Annotated in this window: 14 protein-coding genes and 1 tRNA gene; 6 read left to right on the forward strand and 9 right to left on the reverse strand. The window is 61.8% G+C overall.

Going from position 1 to position 18,935, the window contains the following annotated elements; genetic code table 11:
- The first annotated feature begins 13 nt into the window (after positions 1–13).
- From fdxH to J3P93_RS13355, 6 genes are all read left to right on the forward strand, one after another.
- Positions 14–949, forward strand: a complete 936-nt coding sequence (fdxH, locus tag J3P93_RS13330) for a formate dehydrogenase subunit beta (protein WP_434598094.1) — start codon at positions 14–16, stop codon at positions 947–949.
- Positions 946–1,611: a formate dehydrogenase subunit gamma gene (locus tag J3P93_RS13335; protein ID WP_434598096.1), complete on the forward strand. Its 666-nt coding sequence runs from the start codon at positions 946–948 to the stop codon at positions 1,609–1,611. The genes fdxH and J3P93_RS13335 overlap by 4 nt, the downstream gene beginning before the upstream one ends.
- 3 nt (positions 1,612–1,614) lie before the next feature.
- Positions 1,615–2,541: a formate dehydrogenase accessory protein FdhE gene (gene fdhE, locus J3P93_RS13340; RefSeq protein ID WP_434598098.1), complete on the forward strand. Its 927-nt coding sequence runs from the start codon at positions 1,615–1,617 to the stop codon at positions 2,539–2,541.
- Between the two features lie 51 nt (positions 2,542–2,592).
- Positions 2,593–3,993 (forward strand): L-seryl-tRNA(Sec) selenium transferase, encoded by a 1,401-nt coding sequence (selA, locus tag J3P93_RS13345; RefSeq protein WP_434598099.1) that lies wholly within the window; start codon positions 2,593–2,595, stop codon positions 3,991–3,993.
- Entirely contained in the window at positions 3,990–5,906 is a 1,917-nt protein-coding gene (gene selB, locus J3P93_RS13350; protein ID WP_434598362.1) for a selenocysteine-specific translation elongation factor, read from the forward strand. Before selA ends, selB begins: the two co-directional genes overlap by 4 nt.
- 6 nt (positions 5,907–5,912) lie before the next feature.
- Positions 5,913–6,008, forward strand: a tRNA-Sec gene (locus tag J3P93_RS13355).
- Between the two features lie 217 nt (positions 6,009–6,225).
- Here J3P93_RS13355 and J3P93_RS13360 read toward each other — a convergent pair.
- From J3P93_RS13360 to mexE, 9 genes are all read right to left on the reverse strand, one after another.
- Positions 6,226–6,585 (reverse strand): DUF6124 family protein, encoded by a 360-nt coding sequence (locus J3P93_RS13360; protein WP_434598101.1) that lies wholly within the window; start codon positions 6,583–6,585, stop codon positions 6,226–6,228.
- 498 nt (positions 6,586–7,083) lie between these two features.
- The gene (locus tag J3P93_RS13365; protein WP_434598364.1) at positions 7,084–7,383 is read right to left on the reverse strand and encodes a type II toxin-antitoxin system ParD family antitoxin; all 300 of its coding nucleotides are present in this window, start codon (positions 7,381–7,383) and stop codon (positions 7,084–7,086) included.
- A gap of 92 nt (positions 7,384–7,475) precedes the next feature.
- A complete protein-coding gene (locus tag J3P93_RS13370) occupies positions 7,476–7,742 on the reverse strand; it encodes a short-chain dehydrogenase (RefSeq protein WP_434598102.1) in 267 nt (88 codons plus the stop codon).
- Positions 7,739–8,014, reverse strand: a complete 276-nt coding sequence (locus J3P93_RS13375; RefSeq protein ID WP_434598105.1) for a DUF3077 domain-containing protein — start codon at positions 8,012–8,014, stop codon at positions 7,739–7,741. Before J3P93_RS13375 ends, J3P93_RS13370 begins: the two co-directional genes overlap by 4 nt.
- Positions 8,015–8,285: 271 nt before the next feature.
- Positions 8,286–9,581, reverse strand: a complete 1,296-nt coding sequence (locus J3P93_RS13380) for an OprD family porin (protein WP_434598107.1) — start codon at positions 9,579–9,581, stop codon at positions 8,286–8,288.
- A gap of 617 nt (positions 9,582–10,198) precedes the next feature.
- The gene (locus J3P93_RS13385; RefSeq protein WP_434598109.1) at positions 10,199–11,914 is read right to left on the reverse strand and encodes an amidase; all 1,716 of its coding nucleotides are present in this window, start codon (positions 11,912–11,914) and stop codon (positions 10,199–10,201) included.
- A 1,137-nt stretch (positions 11,915–13,051) separates the two neighbouring features.
- Entirely contained in the window at positions 13,052–14,473 is a 1,422-nt protein-coding gene (locus J3P93_RS13390) for an efflux transporter outer membrane subunit (RefSeq protein WP_434598111.1), read from the reverse strand.
- On the reverse strand, positions 14,470–17,661 hold the full coding sequence (locus J3P93_RS13395; RefSeq protein WP_434598113.1) for an efflux RND transporter permease subunit: 3,192 nt from the start codon (positions 17,659–17,661) through the stop codon (positions 14,470–14,472). The genes J3P93_RS13390 and J3P93_RS13395 overlap by 4 nt, the downstream gene beginning before the upstream one ends.
- Positions 17,662–17,676: 15 nt before the next feature.
- Positions 17,677–18,930 (reverse strand): multidrug efflux RND transporter periplasmic adaptor subunit MexE, encoded by a 1,254-nt coding sequence (gene mexE, locus J3P93_RS13400; RefSeq protein ID WP_090283543.1) that lies wholly within the window; start codon positions 18,928–18,930, stop codon positions 17,677–17,679.
- Positions 18,931–18,935 lie beyond the last annotated feature (5 nt).

Raw genomic sequence — 18,935 nt, forward strand, 5'->3', positions numbered from 1 at the left:
GGAGACCTTATAAATGGCCAGCCAAGACATCATTGCCCGCTCGGCCACCACCACCGTGCCGCCGTCGGTACGCAATCAGGACGCCGTCGCCAAGCTGATCGACACCACCAAATGCATCGGCTGCAAGGCCTGTCAGGTCGCCTGCTCGGAATGGAACGAGCTGCGCGACGAGGTCGGGCACAACCACGGCACCTACGACAACCCGCAGGACCTGACGGCGGACACGTGGACGCTGATGCGCTTCACCGAGCATGAAACCGACGTTGGCAACCTTGAATGGCTGATCCGCAAGGACGGCTGCATGCATTGCGCCGAGCCGGGTTGCCTGGCGGCGTGCCCGAGCCCCGGCGCGATCATCCAGCACGCCAACGGCATCGTCGATTTCAATCAGGATCACTGCATCGGTTGCGGCTACTGCATCACCGGTTGCCCGTTCAACATTCCGCGTATCTCGCAAAAGGATCACAAGGCCTACAAATGCACGCTGTGTTCTGATCGCGTGGCGGTCGGGCTGGAACCGGCCTGCGTGAAAACCTGCCCGACCGGCGCCATCGTCTTCGGCACCAAGGAAGACATGAAGGAGCATGCCGCCGAGCGCATCGTCGACCTGAAAAGCCGCGGCTTCGACAACGCCGGTCTGTACGACCCGGAAGGCGTCGGCGGCACCCACGTCATGTACGTCTTGCACCATGCCGACACGCCGAAACTCTACGCCGGTTTGCCCGATCACCCAGCAATCAGTCCGCTGGTAGATTTGTGGAAAGGCCTCAGCAAACCCTTGGCGCTGCTGGCAATGGGCGCGGCGGTGATTGCCGGGTTCTTCCACTATGTGCGCGTCGGCCCCAATCGCGTCGAGGAAGATGAACGGCCGACGCCGCCCGACACCGCGGTGCATGTCGTCGACCCGGCGGTGCACACCTACGATCCACGCGGGGAGGAGCGGCCATGAGCCACAAGACGATCCTGCGTTACAGCGCCAACCAGCGCACCAATCACTGGCTGGTGGCGATCCTGTTTTTCATGGCCGGGCTGTCCGGGCTGGCGCTGTTTCACCCGGCGCTGTTCTGGCTGAGCAACCTGTTCGGCGACGGCACCTGGACGCGGATTCTGCACCCTTATATGGGCATCGCCATGTTCGTGCTGTTCCTCGGCCTGGTCTTGAGCTTCTGGCGCACAAACTTTTTCATCGCCAACGATCGGCAATGGCTGCGGCGGATCAACCGGGTCATGGTCAACGACGAAGACAGCGTGCCGCCAGTGGGCAAATACAACGCCGGGCAAAAGCTGCTGTTCTGGACTTTACTGCTGTGCATGCTCGCGCTGCTGTTCACCGGGCTGGTGATCTGGCGCGCGTGGTTCAGCGTGTATTTCGGCATCAGCGTGATCCGCTGGGCGATGCTCTTGCATGCGCTGGCCGGGTTCATTCTGGTGCTGAGCATCATCGTGCACATCTACGCCGGGCTGTGGATCAAGGGGTCGGTCGACGCCATGCTGCATGGCCGGGTCAGCCGCGCCTGGGCGAGAAAACATCACGCGCTGTGGTACCGCGACATCACCCGCGATGAACGTCCCGTGGACGTGCCAGAGCGACCCATCAGTAAAAAGGGCTGACGTTTGCCGACTATTCTGGAACCCGGGGAAATCGAAGCGGCGGCCAGTTCGCCGCCGTTCCTGTACCTGCCGCCGCACAACCTGTTTGCCTTGCGCGCGCAACGGCTGGAACAACTGGCCGAGGGGCATGCGCTGGCCGAGTATCTGCGTTTGATCGCCGGGTTGTGCCGGGTTCAGCAGCAGGTGTTCGATGATCCGCCGCTGACCGCGCCATTTGATCAGCAACGTATCGAGGCTTGCCAGCAACATGGCTTGCCGCCGTTCGCTGCCGACACGCTGGTGCGCGAGGAGGGCTGGCAGGCTTATCTTTCGGCGCTGTTGCAGCGTTATGAGCCTTCTGAACAACCCGCCGTTATTGAGGCAGTGACGACGTTGCGGGTCGCCAGCGCCGGTCAATGGCGTTCCTGGGCTGTCGCTCTGGTCAGCGGCCAGTATTCGCTGGTGCCGGCGCAACTGGTGCCGTTCCTCGGTGCGGCGCTGCAAGTGGCGTGGAGTCACTGGTTGCTCAGCGCGCCCCATCTGCAATTGAAACCCGGCGACAGCCTCAGCCAATGCCCAGCGTGCGGTTCTCCGGCGATGGCCGGGGTGATCCGCCATCGCGGCAAACACAACGGCTTGCGTTATCTGGTGTGTTCGCTGTGCGCCTGCGAATGGCATGTGGTGCGGGTCAAGTGCGTGTATTGCGAATCGAGCAAAGGCCTCGACTATCTGAGCCTTGAGGATGATCGCCACGCCGCCAATCAGGCGCCGTTAAGGGCGGAAGTCTGCCCCGGCTGCAACAGCTATCTGAAACTGGTCTATCTGGAAAACGATGCCGAGGCCGAGGCGTTGTCGGCGGATCTCGGCAGTCTGCTGCTGGACATGCGCCTGGCGCAGGACGGCTTTCAGCGGCTGGCGCCGAATCTGTTGCTGGCGCCGGGAGACGAATGAGCCGCAGCGTCTACACTCTTGGGCGATAGCGATTGACTCCAGGAGTGGCGGATGTCCCTGCGGTTACCTTCCATTGATGGGCTTTTGCGCCATCCGGCGTGCGTGGCTTTGCTTGAGCGCCACGGGCGTGAGTCGTTGCTGGCGAGCTTTCGGCAATTGCTCGATGAACTTCGTGGCGACGTGCTGAACGGGCAACTCTCGGCGATTGAAATCAGCCCTGAAGTGCTCGCCGGCCGGGTTGGCGAACGCCTGATTCAACAGCAACGCAGTCAGGTGCGCCGCGTCTTCAACCTGACCGGCACGGTACTGCACACCAATCTCGGCCGAGCCTTGTTGCCGGACGAAGCCATCGAAGCAGTGGAGCGTGCCGCGCGTTATCCGCTGAATCTGGAATTCGACCTGGCCAGCGGCAAACGCGGGGATCGCGACGATTTGATCGAAGGCCTGATCCGCGAACTGACCGGCGCCGAAGCCGTCACCGTGGTCAACAACAATGCCGCCGCCGTGCTGCTGAGCCTCAACAGCCTCGGCGCGCGCAAGGAAGGCATCATCTCGCGCGGCGAGCTGATCGAGATCGGCGGCGCCTTCCGCATTCCCGACATCATGGCCCGCGCCGGCGTGCGCCTGCACGAAGTCGGCACCACCAACCGCACCCACGCCCGTGACTACGAAGCAGCGATCAGCCCGCGCAGCGGTTTGATCATGCGCGTGCATGCGAGCAATTACAGCATTGAAGGTTTTACCGCCCGCGTGCCGACCGCTGAACTCGCCGAGCTGGCCCATCAGCATGGCCTGCCGTTGCTGGAGGACCTGGGCAGTGGTAGCCTTCTGGATTTGACGCGTTGGGGATTGCCGGCCGAGCCGACGGTGCGTCAGGCGCTGCTCGATGGCGCCGATATCGTCACCTTCAGCGGCGACAAATTGCTCGGCGGGCCGCAGGCCGGGTTGATCGTCGGCCGTAAAGAAATGATCGCGAAGATCAAGAAAAACCCGCTGAAACGTGCGCTGCGCGTGGACAAGTTGACCCTGGCCGCGCTGGAGGCGGTGCTCGGGTTGTATCGCGATCCTGATCGACTGGCCGAGCGCTTGCCGAGTTTGCGTTTGTTGACTCGTCCGCAATCGGAAATCTTCGCCCAGGCCACACGCTTGCAACCGTTAATGGCGCAGATATTGGGCGAGGTTTGGGCCGTCAGTGCGGTCGCAGCGCTGGGCATGATCGGCAGCGGCAGCCAACCGGTGGCGCGTTTGCCGAGTGCGGCGCTGTGCATGCGCCCGCAGGTGTCGAAGCGCCTGCGCGGGCGCTATCTGCTAAATCTCGAAGCCGCGTTGCGCGCCTTGCCGATCCCGGTGCTCGGGCGCATCGACGATGATGCGTTGTGGCTCGATCTGCGCCAGCTCGACGATGAGCCGGCGTGGCTCGCGCAATTGTCACAGTTGCAGGCCACACCTTGATTGTCGGCACGGCGGGGCACATCGACCACGGCAAGACGTCGCTGCTGCAAGCGCTGACCGGGCAAACCGGCGACCGCCGCCCGCAGGAACGCGAACGCGGCATGACCATCGACCTTGGTTATCTCTACGCCGAACTGCAGCCCGGCGCCGGCCTGAGCGGGTTCATCGACGTGCCCGGCCACGAGAAATTCACCCACAACATGCTCGCCGGCGCGCAAGGCATCGATCTGGTGTTGCTGGTGGTTGCCGCCGATGACGGCGTGATGCCGCAAACCCGCGAGCATCTGGCAATTGTCGAACTGCTCGGCATTCCCCGCGCCGTGGTGGCGATTACCAAGTGCGACCGGGTCGAGGCGGGCAGGGTGGAAGAGGTGGAGCGTCAGGTGCTGGATCTGCTCGCACCTGGGCCGTTTGCCGACGCGCCGGTCTTTACCGTGTCGAGCCTGAGCGGGCGGGGTGTCGATGAGTTGCGCGCGGCATTGTTGCAGGCGCAAAACGAGGTACAGGGGCGTAGTGGCGAGGGTGGATTTCGTCTGGCGATCGATCGTGCATTCAGCGTGGCCGGCGCCGGGATTGTCGTCACCGGCACGGCGCTGTCGGGCAGCGTGTCAGTCGGCGACAAACTCACCCTCGCGCCGTCCGGCAAATCCGTTCGCGTACGCGGCCTGCATGCGCAAAATCAACCCGCCGAACAGGCCTTCGCCGGGCAACGGGTGGCGCTGAACCTGAGCGGCGAGCGCCTGGAACTGGCGCAGCTCCATCGCGGCCAATGGCTGCTGAGCGATTGGCTGCACGCGCCGACACAACGGGTCGACATCGACTTTCAACTGCTGCCCGGCGAACGCACTTTTGAACACTTTCATCCGGTGCATGTACACCTCGGTACCCAAGACGTGATCGCCCGCGTCGCCTTGCTCGAAGGCCCACGGTTGAGCCCCGGCGAACGCATGTTCGCGCAACTGCTGATCAACGCGCCGGTACACGCGGTGCAGGGCGACCGGCTGATCCTGCGTGACGCCAGCGCGCAACGCACCTTGGGCGGCGGCACGGTCCTCGATCCGTTCGCCCCGGCCCGGCAACGCCGCAGCCCGGAGCGTCTGGCGCAACTGCAAACCCTGGCCGGCAGCGACAGCCTCGAACAGGCCTTGCCGGTGCTGCTCAGCCACAGCGCTGGCGGCCTCGATCCGCAGCGCCTCGAACGCCAGTTCAATCGCCCGCGCGCATCGTGGTCGTTAGCGCAAAACGTACGCCTGATCGACACCCGCCAAGGTCCGCTGCTGTTCAACGTGCAGCGCTGGGCGCACCTGAAATTCAATCTGCTGCAACGCCTCGCGCAGTTCCACGAACAAGAACCCGACCAGATGGGCCCTGACCGTGACCGCCTGCGGCGTTTCAGCGGTCTGGCGCTCGAGCGTTCAACGTTCATCAGCCTGCTCGACGAACTGCTCAGCGCCGGCGCGATCCACACTAGCGGCCCCTGGCTGCACCTGCCCGAACATCAGGTGCGCCTGAATGCCGAGGACGAAACCCTGTGGCAACAACTGCAACCGCTGTTCGACAACGCCGAATTCGACCCGCCGTGGGTCCGCGACATCGCCAAAATGCTCGGCCACGACGACGCCGCCGTACGCCTGCTGCTGCGCAAACGCGCGCGACTCGGATTGATGCATCAAGTGGTGCGCGATCTGTTTCTGGATGACGCACAACTGCGCCGGATGGCTGAGGTGTTGCTAACACTGGCCGCGGAAAATCCACAGATCCAGGTGACAACCTTCCGCGATGCGCTAGGCTTGGGACGCAAACGCTGTATTCAGTATCTGGAGTATTTCGACCGACTGGGCCTGACCAGGCGCATCGGCGAATCACGGCAGATCCGTTACGACAACGCGTTGGCCAATGCCAACGCGCAATGAGTCAAAGGAAGGCAATCGCGCCCGGTGGCGCGGCCGGGCTTCAAACCCGGTTGGGGACGGCATCCGTTCCTGGGCAGGTTCGACTCCGGCTGCCTTCCGCCAGTTTCCTTAAAGCATTGGCGGTTTAATGTGGGAGCGAGCCTGCTCGCGAAAGCGGTGTACCCGTCGACCTCTCAGTGACTGACCCACCGCCTTCGCGAGCAAGCTCGCCCCCACAGGTTCTGCGTGTAGACACAAAGTTGCTGATCGACACCATTCCCTGTGGGAGCGGGCTTGCCCGCGAAGACGTCAGTAGCCGCAGCGCTTAACTTAGGGCTTGTTACTGCGGCAACTCCAGATTATCCAGCGCCCGACTCACCGCCAATTCCCCAAGCATGATCAGTTGCGCAATCCCCAGCAGCGTTCTGCGTTGCGAGGCCGGAATGAGGTTGGCAAAGTCATTGGCGATGGTTCTGGCCGAGGCAAGGGTTTCGCAGGCGTTGGCCAGCAGTTCCTCGTTTTTGAAATCGGCGGTCACGGCGTACATGGTGCGTTTTTTACGCAGCGGTGGCGGGGAGCCGGGCGGGCAGAGGTAGCGATCTAGGGCGCGGTCGGCGGCGTCGTGGAGTTTGGTGGAGTTGAGGGATTCGTAGGGGGAGGTGGGATCGGTTTCGGGTGGATTTGGCGTTGGTTTGATCATGGTGGAGCTCCTCGAGGTGTGGAGCCGTCACCCTTCGCTGCTAAACGAAGAGGGTGGCGGCTGTGCGCGGGTTAGCAGACCAGGCTCAAGGATCCCGGCGCACCGAAGTGCCCCACGCAAAGCCGCCATAACTGGCGGGACCGCGTGCCTTGAAGTTGCCGAGCTGCTAAACCCGATCGCTGATTCGTCAACGACCGGACCACAATAGAACCCGACCCCAAAGCGCACAAGCCGGCGGATTCTGGCTTGGCTGTAGGCAATGGCGCAAGGATTTGTAGCCTTGGAGGCGTGTCTGGAGGTTTCTTTTAAACACTCAAGTTTAAAAGGCGAAAAGTCGGGCGAAGACATGGTAAACGTGGTCTGTCCCTGTTAGTCCTCGGCTGCCTTCCGCCAGTTTTCTCAAGGCCTTTGCGGTTTGGTGTGGGAGCCAGCCTGCTCGCTCCCACAGGGTTTGTGCTTTGGCATTTTGTGGATATGCCGAACTTGCAGGCGAGTTCGCTATTTCAGGCCATTCAGCATTCTGTTTTTGAATGCCTTGGAATCGAATGGCTGAGGATTTCCACTGATTTCGCCTTTCCCAAGCGCAGCGCGGACGGCGTCCAACGGACTGTTTTGCTCTTGCTCACGTCCAACTGAATCCTGAATGCACTCGCTGTCGTTACAGCCGTGACTTGCATCGATCTGAGCTTGGATTCGTTGGTCTCGGTGTTCAGTCCCGATGCTGGATTTTCGTATGGCAGGCATCGTCGGGTCTCGATTATTAGTTCGCTTCGGCCAATGGTGACAACTGAGGACCATCAACGCTGACACCTTAAATCAAAAGATCACAGCCTTCGGTAGCAAATCGGTGCAGGGCTGCCGAAGGCTGCGATCTTTTCATCTTGCAGATATCAGACGCGCAAACGAATCTGCCGACCCAACACATCCATCACGTCGCAACCATCACGCAGCAACATTGCCGCCGCATGCGCCAGTTGCTGCACGTCGGCGCCTTTAGCCGCGGTGATATCCAGGCTGGCGAGGCTTTCCATCATCTGCGTAACCGCGAGAAAACGGCTGGCGGCGCTGCTGTGCAGGACGTCGAGCGGGGCTTGGGTGGACACCAGCAGGACGGGGATGCTGTGTTCGTTGTGAGTCATCGACAGGTGCGCATTCATACGTCCACCTTGGCCTGAGCGGCTTGCTGACCGGCGATGGAGGCCACGATCAAAGCACGTGCATTGGCGAGCATTTGCTGGCTGGCCCAGCGCAAGGAGCTGCTGTGGTCCGGACGAGCGACGTTGGGGGCTTGATGGGCGAGGGCTTCGGCGCAGTTGAGGTAAACGGCTGCGTGTTCGAGGGCGTCGAGGAGGGGGATATCGGGTTGGACGGTGAAAGGGTGGTGAGAGACTTTGTCACGGGGAATGGACTTTGTAGTTGGATCGGACATCGGCGTAGCTCCTAAGACATTTGGAAAACAATGCACACCTTGAGGATTGCCGAGCCGTCAAACCCGGTCACGAATGAGTCGTGACAGGGCGCGAGGATAGGGAGTGCGGCCAAACCCGTCAACCGCCGCCAACCTTGCGAACTTGCCCAATACCCTTGTAGGAGTGAGCCTGCTCGCGATGGCGGTGGTTCAGCCACAAATGTTGTGCCTGATGTGCAGCCATCGCCAGCAGGCTGGCCACAGGTTGATTGCATTTCAAATCAAGCAGCCGTCAGAGGCCCAACGGATACTCAATCACCACATAAACCCGGTCAATATCATCCCCGGCCTGCGCCTCATTCGCTCGATGGGTGACGTGCGACAGCTGCAATGACAGATCCTTGGCCGCGCCGGACTGGACGACGTATTTCAAGTCGATATCGCGTTCCCAGTGTTTGCCGCCATCGCCTTGCTGTGGCTGGTATTGGCCGCTGTCGGCGTCGAACGGGTTGTAGGCGCCGCCCTTGGGCGCGTGGGTGCCGTCGATGTGGCTGCCGGTGACGTAGCGGGTCATGAACTTCAAACCCGGGATGCCGAAGGCGCCGAGGTCGAGGTCATAGCGCGCTTGCCAGGAGCGTTCGTTGGCGCCGTTGAAGTCGGCGTATTTGATCGAGTTGGCGAGGTAGATCGAGTCACCGCCGACGAAATCGAAGGGGGTGTCGCCGTTGATGCGTTGCCAGCCGAGCATGACGGCATGTGGACCCAAGGCATATTTGCCGGACAGGCTGAACGCGGTGTTGTCGATCTCGCCGGCCAGGGCGCGGCCGGTGTCGCGGGTGTGGTAGAGGTTGGCGTCTAGCAGCAGGCCGGACTGTTTGAAGTGCAGGTTGCCGTAGTACTGGTGCCAGGTGTCGCTGAGTTCCGAGGCGTACAGTGCGCCGCCCAGCGGATTGTCGCTGAACAGATCGGCGCCAACGAAACTGATACCGCCGGCTTCGGTGTTGGCGCCGTAACCGTAAAAGTCGCCATGGCCGGAGGAGCTGTCCTGGTTCTTGAACGCGGTGAAGTGGCCGGCGACCAGATTGACGTTATCGAACTCGGCGCTGTTGAGCAGAAAACCTGTGGCGTATTCCGGTTGCAGGCGTTTGTCGGAGGTGTCGAACACCGGGGTTTCGACGGTCATTTCGCCGAAGGCGAGGGTGGTGCGTGAGGCTTTCAGTTTCAGCGCACCGCCGGCGCTGGAGTAGTCGTTTTCGCTACGGCCGCTGCTGTCGACTGGCAGCAGGCCGGTTCCGGAATGGCCTCTGCCGCCGTCCAGTTTCAGTCCGGCGAAAGCGTGGGCATCGATACCGAAGCCGATGCTACCTTCGGTGAAACCCGATGAGAAGGTGCCGATAAAGCCTTGTGCCCATTCCTGTTTGTAGTTTTTTCCGGAGGGCGTGGGGGAGCGGTAGTCGTTGCTCAGGTAGAAGTTGCGGCTCAGGACCTGGCCGTTGGCATCGTCGAAGAAACCGCTGGCGTGGGCGCTCGCGTTGAGGCCGCAGAGCAGCGCAAGCAGGGTAAGGCGCGAAGGGGCGCGGTCGATCATGATCAGTGTGCCAGCGGTGATGGGGATGGCCGGGATGATCGGGGAATTGCGGGGGGAGGGATTGGGTGGATGTGCTCAGTTCATGCCGTGACACAGAACCTTGTAGGAGTGAGCCTACTCGCGAAAGCGGTGTGTCAGTCAATTTCATCGAAGCTGACACACCGCCATCGCGAGCAGGCTCACTCCTACATTTGATCGGGTATCGGCTTGAGAGCAGTGGTGAAATTGCTGGCGCCATCGCTGGCAAGCCAGCTCCCACAAGGTTTTTGGTGTGCCTGAATATTCAGCCATTACACAAAACCTGTGGGAGCTTGCCTGCAAGCGATAGCGGTTGAACATTCAACTGTTCATTGACTGAAAGTCAGCTATCGCCAGCAAGCTGGCTCCCACAATGGATCTTGGTTCGGCTTGAGTGCGGTGGTGAATGGGCTGGCGTCATCGCTGGCAAGCCAGCTCCCGCAGGGTTTTTGGTGTGCCTGAATATTCAGCCATCACACAAAACCTGTGGGAGCTTGCCTGCAAGCGATAGCGGTTGAACATTCAACCGCTCATTGACTGACAGTCAGCTATCGCCAGCAGGCTGGCTCCCACAGTGGTTGCATTTCAGATTGAAATCTTCATTGCCCCTTGGCCGACAGCGGCGGTGTGCGCGGGGGGATTTGGCGTTTGTTGCCGGTAGATTCGAAGGCGGCGGCCAGGCGCAGCAGGCTGGAGTCGTCGTAGGCGCGGCCGGCGAAGGTCAGGCCGACGGGCATGCCGATGTCGGCCATGACACCCATGGGTACGGTGACCGTTGGAACGCCGAGGTGACGGATTGCGAGGTTGCCGTTGGCCACCCAGATGCCGTTGCTCCAGGCGATGTCGGCCGAGGCCGGGTTGACGTCCGCGTCCGCCGGGCCGACGTCGGCGACGGTGGGGAACAGCACGGCGTCAAGGCCAAGGTTGTCCATCCAGTCTTCGAGGTCGAGGCGGCGGGTCTGTTCGAGGCCGCGCAGGCCGTCGGCGACGGTCGGGATCTCGTTCCACGGAGTAATGCCGCGTTCGGCCATGCGCACGTATTCATCCATGCCGGCAGCCAGATCGCCTTCACGGTTGGGCAGGGTGCCCGGGTCGTGCGGGAAGATTTTCGGCCCGTCGACGTCGACCAGACGATTGAGCTTCGGGTCACCGTTGGCTTGCAGGAACTCGTCGAACGCCCACGCGGTCAGGTCCCACAATTCATGATGCAAAAACTCTTTCGACACCAGCCCACGGTTGAACACGGTCGGCGCGCCGGGGCGATCGCCTTCGCAATTGGAGACGAGCGGGAAATCGGTTTCGATCACTTCAGCGCCGGCCGCTTCCAGTGCCTGACGCGCCTGTTGCCACAACTCGATCACCGAGGCGCGGGTGTTGATGCGTTGACCAGTCGGGCCGCCGATGCCCGGCGCTTCGCTGGTGCCAGCCTCGGGATCGGCATTGATGTACATGCGCGGAATGGCGAAACGTTTGCCGGCCAGCGCTGCGGGGGCGGCAGCGAGTTCGGCGTAAGACGCCGGGCGCACTTCGCTGACGCTCGGGATCGGCACCCATGGTTGCAGGCGCCAGAGGTCGCCGCGGGTGTCCGGGTCTTCGGCGACCACCACGTCGAGCACTTCGAGCAAGTCGGCCATGGTGCGGGCGAAGGGCACCACCACGTCCATGGTCGGCGTCAGCGGCCAGTTGCCGCGCACCGAGATCACCCCGCGCGACGGCGTATACGCGCACAGACCGTTGTTGGACGCCGGGCCACGGCCGCTCGACCAGGTTTCTTCAGCCAGACCGAACGCGGCGAAACTCGCGGCAGTGGCGGTACCGGCACCGTTCGACGAGCCGGAGGCGAACGGCGCCGTCAGGTAGGCCGCGTTGTAAGGGCTTTCAGCCCGGCCATATACGCCGCGCTGCATGCCGCCATTGGCCATCGGCGGCATGTTGGTCTTGCCCAGGCAAATCGCCCCGGCGGCGCGCAGGCGTTCGATAGTGAAGGCGTCGCGATGGGCGACCAGATCGGCGAAGGCCGGGCTGCCCGAGGCGGCGGTCAGGCCTTTGACCAGATAACTGTCTTTGGCGGTGTAAGGAATGCCGTCGAGCGGGCCGAGGGTCTGGCCGTTGGCGCGGCGCGCATCGGAGGCTTTGGCCTCGTTCAAGGCTTCGGGGTTGCGCACCACCACGGCGTTCAGCGCGGTTGGCGTGTCGGGGCCGTCGTAGGCGTCGATGCGTGCCAGATAGGCTTTGACCAGCTCGACCGCGGTGGTCTGGCCGGATTCTAGTGCGGCGCGCAATTGCGCGATGGACACTTCAGTAACTTCGATCATGCGCGTACCGCCGTTTGCGGTTGGGCGTTGTAGCAATAGCTGTTCATGGCAATTCTCGTTGCACGGCTTCAGGCGACAAGGTTAAGACTGGCGCCTATTTAACACCAAGCAGGGCGCGGAGTAATCGGCGGAGTGGTTTGGCAGCATAACTTCTTCGCTTTCGCAGGCCTCATCGCCAGCAGGCTGGCTCCCACATTTGTAATGTATTCCAGGCAGTAATGAGTTTCACAGCAAGAATGCAGTTCAGGCGGCCATGGGTTTCAGGGGAAGAATGCATTCCAAATGTGGGAGCTTGCCTGCAAGCGATGGCTTTCTTTCAGGCGCTGAGTTTTTTGGTTTGCTGTGTACATATCCGTTGCTGCGGTCACGGCTACTTAGGGTTCCGCCCTGACGGCGGGTCACCTTTTTCAAACGCCAAAAAGGTAACCCAAAACGCTTGCTCCTGCGTTCGGCCCTCGCAGGCTCGGGTCCCTTCGCTGCGGAATCGATCCGGGCGCAGCGGCTACGGTTTGCTTCGCTGCACCTCCTTCCGCTGTGTACGACTTCGTCGTACGGTCGCTGCGCTCCCACACCCGGATCAATCCCTCCGCTCAGCCTTCCGACGTCGCTGGTTAGGCAAGATCAAGGGCACTCGAGCTAACGCTCATTGTTGAGTGGTGAGAAGCGGGTGGTTGGCTTTGGATTTGTGGTGTGGCTGCCCCTCACCCCAGCCCTCTCCCCAAGGAAAGGGAGCTGATTTTGGTTGGATTCGAAATTTGCATTCGACTCGGTATCTCAGATTTGCGTATCTAGCCCAATCACCACGGTCAGTCCCCTCTCCCTCCGGGAGAGGGCTAGGGTGAGGGGCTTTTGATTTTCAGGTTGAGTTCAAGCATTTGCCTGACCTGCGCTATCGCCAGCAGGCTGGCTGGCTGCCACAAGTTGATGTCGTTCCTACTGAAAGAATGCGATCAAAATGTAGGAGCTTGCCTGCAAGCGATAGTGGCCGGCCAGCCAACAACACTGAAACTGACCCACCACGCCCCCAGCAAAATCGCATCCGCTGAAAAAAACCATAAAAAAACCCCGCGACCGAATGATACGCGGGGCAAAAAAATTGGTTGGTTGCGGCCAACCAAAGGAGCTCAGTTACAACGGTTATTTGCTGGCAACGGTCTCCGGCTGCCAGCCGCCGCCGAGGGCTTTGTAGATGGCGACGATGCCTCGATACAGGTCGACTTCGGCCTGGGCCTGGCTGTCTTCGGCGTTCAGCCGCTCGCGCTGTGCGTCGAGCAGCACGAGGAAGTCGGTGGTGCCTTCGCGGTAGCGGATTTCAGCGAGGTCGGCGGCCTTGCGGCTTGATTCGCTCTGGCGGATCAGCGAGATCAACCGTTGCTGACGCTTGCCGTAATCGCTGAAGGCGTTTTCCGATTCTTCCAGTGCCAGCAGCACTTGCTGCTCATAGGTCGCCAGTGCGCCTTCGGCTTCGGCATCGGCGCCGCGTAAACGGGCGCGCACGCTGCCGAGGTCAAACGCAGCCCAGGTGATGCTCGGGCCGAGGGCCCAGGCATTGGCGGCCGAGGAACCAATCTGCGAGCCGCGCCCGGCCGTCCAGCCGAGGAAGCCGCTGAGGCTGACCCGTGGGAACAGATCGGCTTTCGCTACACCGATACGCGCCGTGGCCGAGGCCAGTTGGCGTTCAGCGCTGAGGATGTCCGGGCGTCGTTGCAGCAGTTCACCCGGATCGCCGATCGGCAAGGCCTTGGCAATCGCTGGCAGGTCTTTCGGGCTCAGGTCAACGGTCAGCTTGTCCGGACGTTCGCCGAGCAGGGTGGCGATGCGGTTTTTCTGCCGCACCTGTTCCGCCTGCAATTGCGGCACGGTCGCTTCGACGTTGGCCAGACGCGCATCGGCCCGTTCGACGTCGAGCTGATCACCGACACCGGCATCTCGCAGGCTGACGGTAATCTTGCGCGATTCCACCTGGTTGTTCAGGTTGGCCACGGCAATCTTTTCACGCAGTTGCGCACCGCGCAGTTGCCCGTAAGCGTCGACCAGTTCGGCAATCATGGTGACTTGCAGTTGATACAGGTCGGCTTCGGCCGCCTGCTGGTCGGCGTCGCTGGCTTCCAGATTGCGCTGGATGCGCCCGAACAGGTCCAGTTCCCAGGCCATGTCCAGGCCCAGATCGTAGCGTTCGCTGTTGACCCGGTCGGTGGTCTGGCCGGGAATCTGGCCTTTACCCAGGTCACTGCTGGCACGGCTGGTGATGGTCGGCATCGCGTCGTTGCTGGCATCGTCGCGGATCGCCCGAGCAGCTTTCCAACGGGCGAACGCTACGCGCAGTTCACGGTTGCCTTGCAGCGATTGCGTGACCAACTGGTTGAGGGTCGGGTCATCGAATTGCTGCCACCAGATGCCTTCGAATTTCGACCGGTCGAAGTTCTTTTGCCCGGCGGCGCCGTCGGTGGCGGCCGTGACGTTGGCCGCCTCCGTGGCTGGGGTCTTGTAGTCGGGGCCGACAGCGCAGGCGCTGAGGGCCAGCACCAAGAGGCTCGGCAGGAAGACTTTCAGACTCATTGATGCGCCTCCAGTGGCTTTGGAAGGTTGTGCGCCTTGGCCGCCTTGCTGGCCTCACTGCGTTCAACGAAGTTACGGATCAGCACGTAGAACACTGGCGTCAGCAACAGACCGAAGAAGGTCACCCCGAGCATCCCGGAGAACACCGCCACACCCATGGCGTGACGCATCTCGGCACCGGCACCGCTGGAGAACACCAGTGGCACCACACCCATGATGAACGCGAAGGAGGTCATCAGGATCGGCCGCAGACGCAGACGGCAGGCTTCCAGTACCGCGGCAAGCGGGTCGAGGCCTTCTTCCTGTTTGTCCTTGGCAAATTCGACGATCAGAATCGCGTTTTTACACGCCAGTCCCACCAGTACGATGAGACCGATCTGGGTGAAGATGTTGTTGTCACCACCGGAGATGATCACACCGGTGATGGCCGACAGCAGGGTCATCGGTACGATCAGGATCACCGCCAGTGGCAGGCTCCAGCTTTCGTACTGGGCAGCGAGCACCAGGAACGCCAGCAGTACGCAGAGCGGGAACACGAACAGCGCGGTGTTGCCGGACAGAATCTGCTGGTAGGTCAGGTCGGTCCACTCGTAGGTCATGCCGTTCGGCAGTTCGTCCTTGAGCAGTTTCTCGATGGCTTTTTCGGCCTGGCCGGAGCTGTAGCCGGGAGCTGCTGCACCGTTGATTTCAGCGGTGATGAAGCCGTTGTAGTGCATCACACGATCCGGACCCGAGGTGTCGCTGACCTTGATGAAGGTCGCCAGCGGGATCATTTCGCCTTTGTTGTTGCGTACTTTCAGCTGACCGATCTGATCGGATTCGAGGCGGAACTGTTGTTCGGCCTGAACGTTGACCTGATAGGTGCGCCCGAAGCGGTTGAAGTCGTTGGCATACAGCGAACCCAGGTAGATCTGCAGGGTGTCGAAGATGTCGCTGACGGCCACGCCGTGAGTCTTGGCTTTTTCGCGGTCGATGGCGGCATCGACCTGTGGCACGTTCACCGTGTAACTGGTGAACAGGCCGGCCAGTTCTGGCACGTTGTGGCTCTTGTTGATGATGTTCATGGTTTCTTTGTACAGCTCGTCGTAACCGAGGTTGCCGCGGTCTTCGATTTGCAGACGGAAACCGCCAATGGTGCCCAGACCCTGTACCGGCGGTGGCGGGAAGATCGCCATGTACGCCTCTTGAATGTTCGCGTACTGGCCGTTCAAGGCCCCGGCAATCGCGCCGGCGGACATGCTCGGGTCTTTACGCTCGTCGAACGGTTTCAGGGTGACGAAAACGATGCCGGCGTTCGGGCTGTTGGTGAAGCCGTTGATCGACAGGCCCGGGAACGCTACGGCGCTTTCCACGCCTGGCTGTTTCAGCGCCAGGTCAGACATGCGCTTGATCACGTCTTCGGTGCGGTCCAGGCTCGAGGCGTCCGGCAGTTGCGCGAAGGCCACCAGGTATTGCTTGTCCTGGCCGGGTACGAAACCGGTCGGCGTGCTGGAGAAACCGAAGAACGTCAGCACCATCAGGCCTGCGTACAGCAGCAGGGCGATGCCGCTGCCACGGATGACCCGGCGCACGGTGCCGACGTAACCATGGCTGGCACGATCGAAGAAACGGTTGAACGGGCGGAACAGCCAGCCACCGAAGATCTTGTCGAGCACTTTCGAGAAGCGGTCTTTCGGCGCGTCGTGGCTTTTCAGCAAGACAGCGGCCAGCGCTGGCGACAGGGTCAGCGAGTTGAAGGCCGAGATCACCGTCGAGATGGCGATGGTCAGGGCGAACTGCTTGTAGAACTGCCCGGTGAGGCCGGAGATGAACGCGGCCGGTACGAACACCGCACACAGCACCAGCGCCGTCGCGATGATCGGGCCGGTCACTTCACGCATCGCCCGTTTGGTCGCTTCAACCGGTGTCAGGCCGAGTTCGATATTTCGCTCGACGTTCTCCACGACCACGATGGCGTCGTCCACCACAATGCCGATCGCCAGTACCAGACCGAACAGTGACAAGGCGTTGAGCGAGAAACCGAACAGGTGCATCACCGCAAACGTACCGATCAACGATACCGGCACCGCCACCAACGGAATGATCGAGGCGCGCCAGGTCTGCAGGAACAGGATCACCACCAGCACCACGAGAATCAGTGCTTCGAACAGGGTGTGCACCACCGCTTCGATCGAGCCGCGCACGAAGATCGTCGGGTCGTAGACAATGCTGTAGTCCATGCCCTGCGGGAAGCCTTTCTTCAGCTCTTCCATCTTGCCGCGAACTTCGTTCGAGATATCGATGGCGTTCGAGCCCGGGCGCTGGAAGATCGGGATCGCCACCGCCGGCTGGTTGTTCAGCAGCGAACGCAAAGCGTATTGGCTGGAGCCGAGCTCGACGCGAGCGATGTCTTTAAGACGGGTGATTTCACCGTCGTCGCCAGCACGAATCACGATGTTTTCGAACTCTTCCTCCGTGACCAGGCGGCCCTGAGTGTTGATCGACAGCTGGAAGCTTTGCGCGGTCGGGGCAGGGGGCGCGCCGAGTTGGCCGGCAGCCACCTGACGGTTCTGCTCGCGGATCGCGGTCACGACGTCGGTTGCGGTCAGATTACGCGAAGCGGTCTTGTTCGGATCGAGCCAGACACGCAGCGAGTAATCGCCCATACCGAACAGCTGCACGTCACCGACACCACCCAGACGCGCTAGCTCATCCTTGATGTTGAGGATCGCGTAGTTGGACAGGTAGAGCATGTCGTAGCGCTTGTCCGGCGAGGTCAAGTGCACAACCATGGTCAGGTCGGGCGAGGCCTTGTCGACGGTGATACCGATGCGCGTCACTTCTTCTGGAAGTTTCGGCTCGGTCCGGGTCACGCGGTTCTGCACCTGCACCTGCGCGTTGTCCAGGTCAGTACCCAGGGCGAAGGTGATGGTCAGGGTGATCTTGCCGTCAGCGGTCGATTGCGAGGACATGTACAGCATGTTCTCGACGCCGGTGATCGCTTGCTCCAGAGGCGCAGCCACGGTTTCACCGATGACTTTGGGGTTGGCACCCGGGAAGTTGGCGCGTACCACCACGGTCGGCGGCACGACTTCCGGGTATTCGCTGATCGGCAACTGGAACAGCGAGATCGCACCGGCGATCAGGATCAACAGCGACAGCACCGCTGCGAAGATCGGCCGGGAAATGAAGAATTGGGAAAAATTCATCGGAGTTGTCGTCCCTTAACCGCGTGGGGTCGTAGCAGCCAGCTTCGCAGCCGAACCCGACGCACCCTTGGCAGGGGCGACTTTGGGCAGGTTGCTGGCTTCCAGCGCTTGACGTTGTTGGGCGAGAGCGGCGAGGGTCTGCTCGCTGGCCATCGGAATCACTTCAGGGGTGACTGGCGAGCCGGGACGCACCCGCTGCAGGCCCTTGACGATGATCGTGTCGTCTTTTTGCAAACCGGTGCGGACGATGCGCAGGCCTTCGATTTTCGGCCCGAGTTCGACAGGGCGGTACGCGGTTTTGTTGTCCGCATCCATCACCAGCACGAACTTCTTGCCCAGGTCAGTACCGACGGCTTCGTCGTTGATCAGCATGGCGTTGTAGGTGCCGCTGCCGACCAGTTTCAGCCGTGCGTACAAGCCCGGGGTGTAGGTGCCGTCAGTGTTGTCGAACACCGCGCGGCCACGGATGGTGCCGGTTTTCGGGTTGACCTGGTTGTCGACGAAGTTCATCTGGCCGAGGTGCGGGTTGCCGTCCTCGTTGGACAGGCCCATGTACACCGGGGTGGTCGCACCGCGTTGGCCGTTGCGGGCCAGCTGGGTGTACTTAAGGAACACACGCTCGTCGGCGTCGAAGTAGGCGTAGACCTTGTCGGTCGAAACGACGCTGGTCAGCGCAGTGGTGTCGGCGGTGACCAGGTTGCCGGCGGTGATCTCGGCGCGGCTGACGCGACCGCTGATCGGCGCGGTGACGCGGGTGAAGCTCAGGTTCAGTTTGGCCAGATCCAGTTGCGCTTGCAGGGCACCGACGGCGGCGCGGGCTTCCTGGGCGGCGCTGGTGCGCGAATCGGCCAGTTCGGCGGAGATCGCGTTGCTGGTACGCAGACGTTCGCCGCGAGCGGCTTCGTTTTCGCTGCGGGTGGCGGTAGCGCGAGCCTGGGCAACCAGTGCTTCGAGGCGGCGGACCTCGGCCTGGAACGGACGCGGGTCGATCTGGAACAGCAGGTCGCCTTTCTTGACCAGTGCGCCTTCGGTGAAGGCTACCTGATCGATCTGGCCGGAGACCCGCGGACGGATTTCAACGGTTTCCGGCGCCTCGAGGCGCCCGGTGAATTCGTCCCACTCATTGACCGGTTGTTCCAGCACCTTGGCCACGCTGACTTTTGCAGGTGGCATGGCAGCGGTGGTCTCCGGGGTTTTGCCGCAGGCGCTCATCACCAGCACGGCCAACAGGGCCATCGGGAAGCGCAAATGTTTGAGTGAATGTTCCATGGATG

The organism is Pseudomonas sp. R3-57, assembly GCF_051132065.1.
GTDB lineage: Bacteria > Pseudomonadota > Gammaproteobacteria > Pseudomonadales > Pseudomonadaceae > Aquipseudomonas.

Excerpts from the sequence above, each read along its gene's own strand:
- J3P93_RS13375 (WP_434598105.1), bottom strand. The coding sequence starts at position 8,014 with ATGTCCGATCCAACTACAAAGTCCATTCCCCGTGACAAAGTCTCTCAC.
- J3P93_RS13365 (WP_434598364.1), bottom strand. The coding sequence starts at position 7,383 with ATGGTCCTCAGTTGTCACCATTGGCCGAAGCGAACTAATAATCGAGAC.
- mexE (WP_090283543.1), bottom strand. The coding sequence starts at position 18,930 with ATGGAACATTCACTCAAACATTTGCGCTTCCCGATGGCCCTGTTGGCC.
- J3P93_RS13385 (WP_434598109.1), bottom strand. The coding sequence starts at position 11,914 with ATGATCGAAGTTACTGAAGTGTCCATCGCGCAATTGCGCGCCGCACTA.
- J3P93_RS13360 (WP_434598101.1), bottom strand. The coding sequence starts at position 6,585 with ATGATCAAACCAACGCCAAATCCACCCGAAACCGATCCCACCTCCCCC.
- fdxH (WP_434598094.1), top strand. The coding sequence starts at position 14 with ATGGCCAGCCAAGACATCATTGCCCGCTCGGCCACCACCACCGTGCCG.
- J3P93_RS13390 (WP_434598111.1), bottom strand. The coding sequence starts at position 14,473 with ATGAGTCTGAAAGTCTTCCTGCCGAGCCTCTTGGTGCTGGCCCTCAGC.
- selA (WP_434598099.1), top strand. The coding sequence starts at position 2,593 with ATGTCCCTGCGGTTACCTTCCATTGATGGGCTTTTGCGCCATCCGGCG.
- J3P93_RS13370 (WP_434598102.1), bottom strand. The coding sequence starts at position 7,742 with ATGAATGCGCACCTGTCGATGACTCACAACGAACACAGCATCCCCGTC.
- J3P93_RS13335 (WP_434598096.1), top strand. The coding sequence starts at position 946 with ATGAGCCACAAGACGATCCTGCGTTACAGCGCCAACCAGCGCACCAAT.
- J3P93_RS13380 (WP_434598107.1), bottom strand. The coding sequence starts at position 9,581 with ATGATCGACCGCGCCCCTTCGCGCCTTACCCTGCTTGCGCTGCTCTGC.
- J3P93_RS13395 (WP_434598113.1), bottom strand. The coding sequence starts at position 17,661 with ATGAATTTTTCCCAATTCTTCATTTCCCGGCCGATCTTCGCAGCGGTG.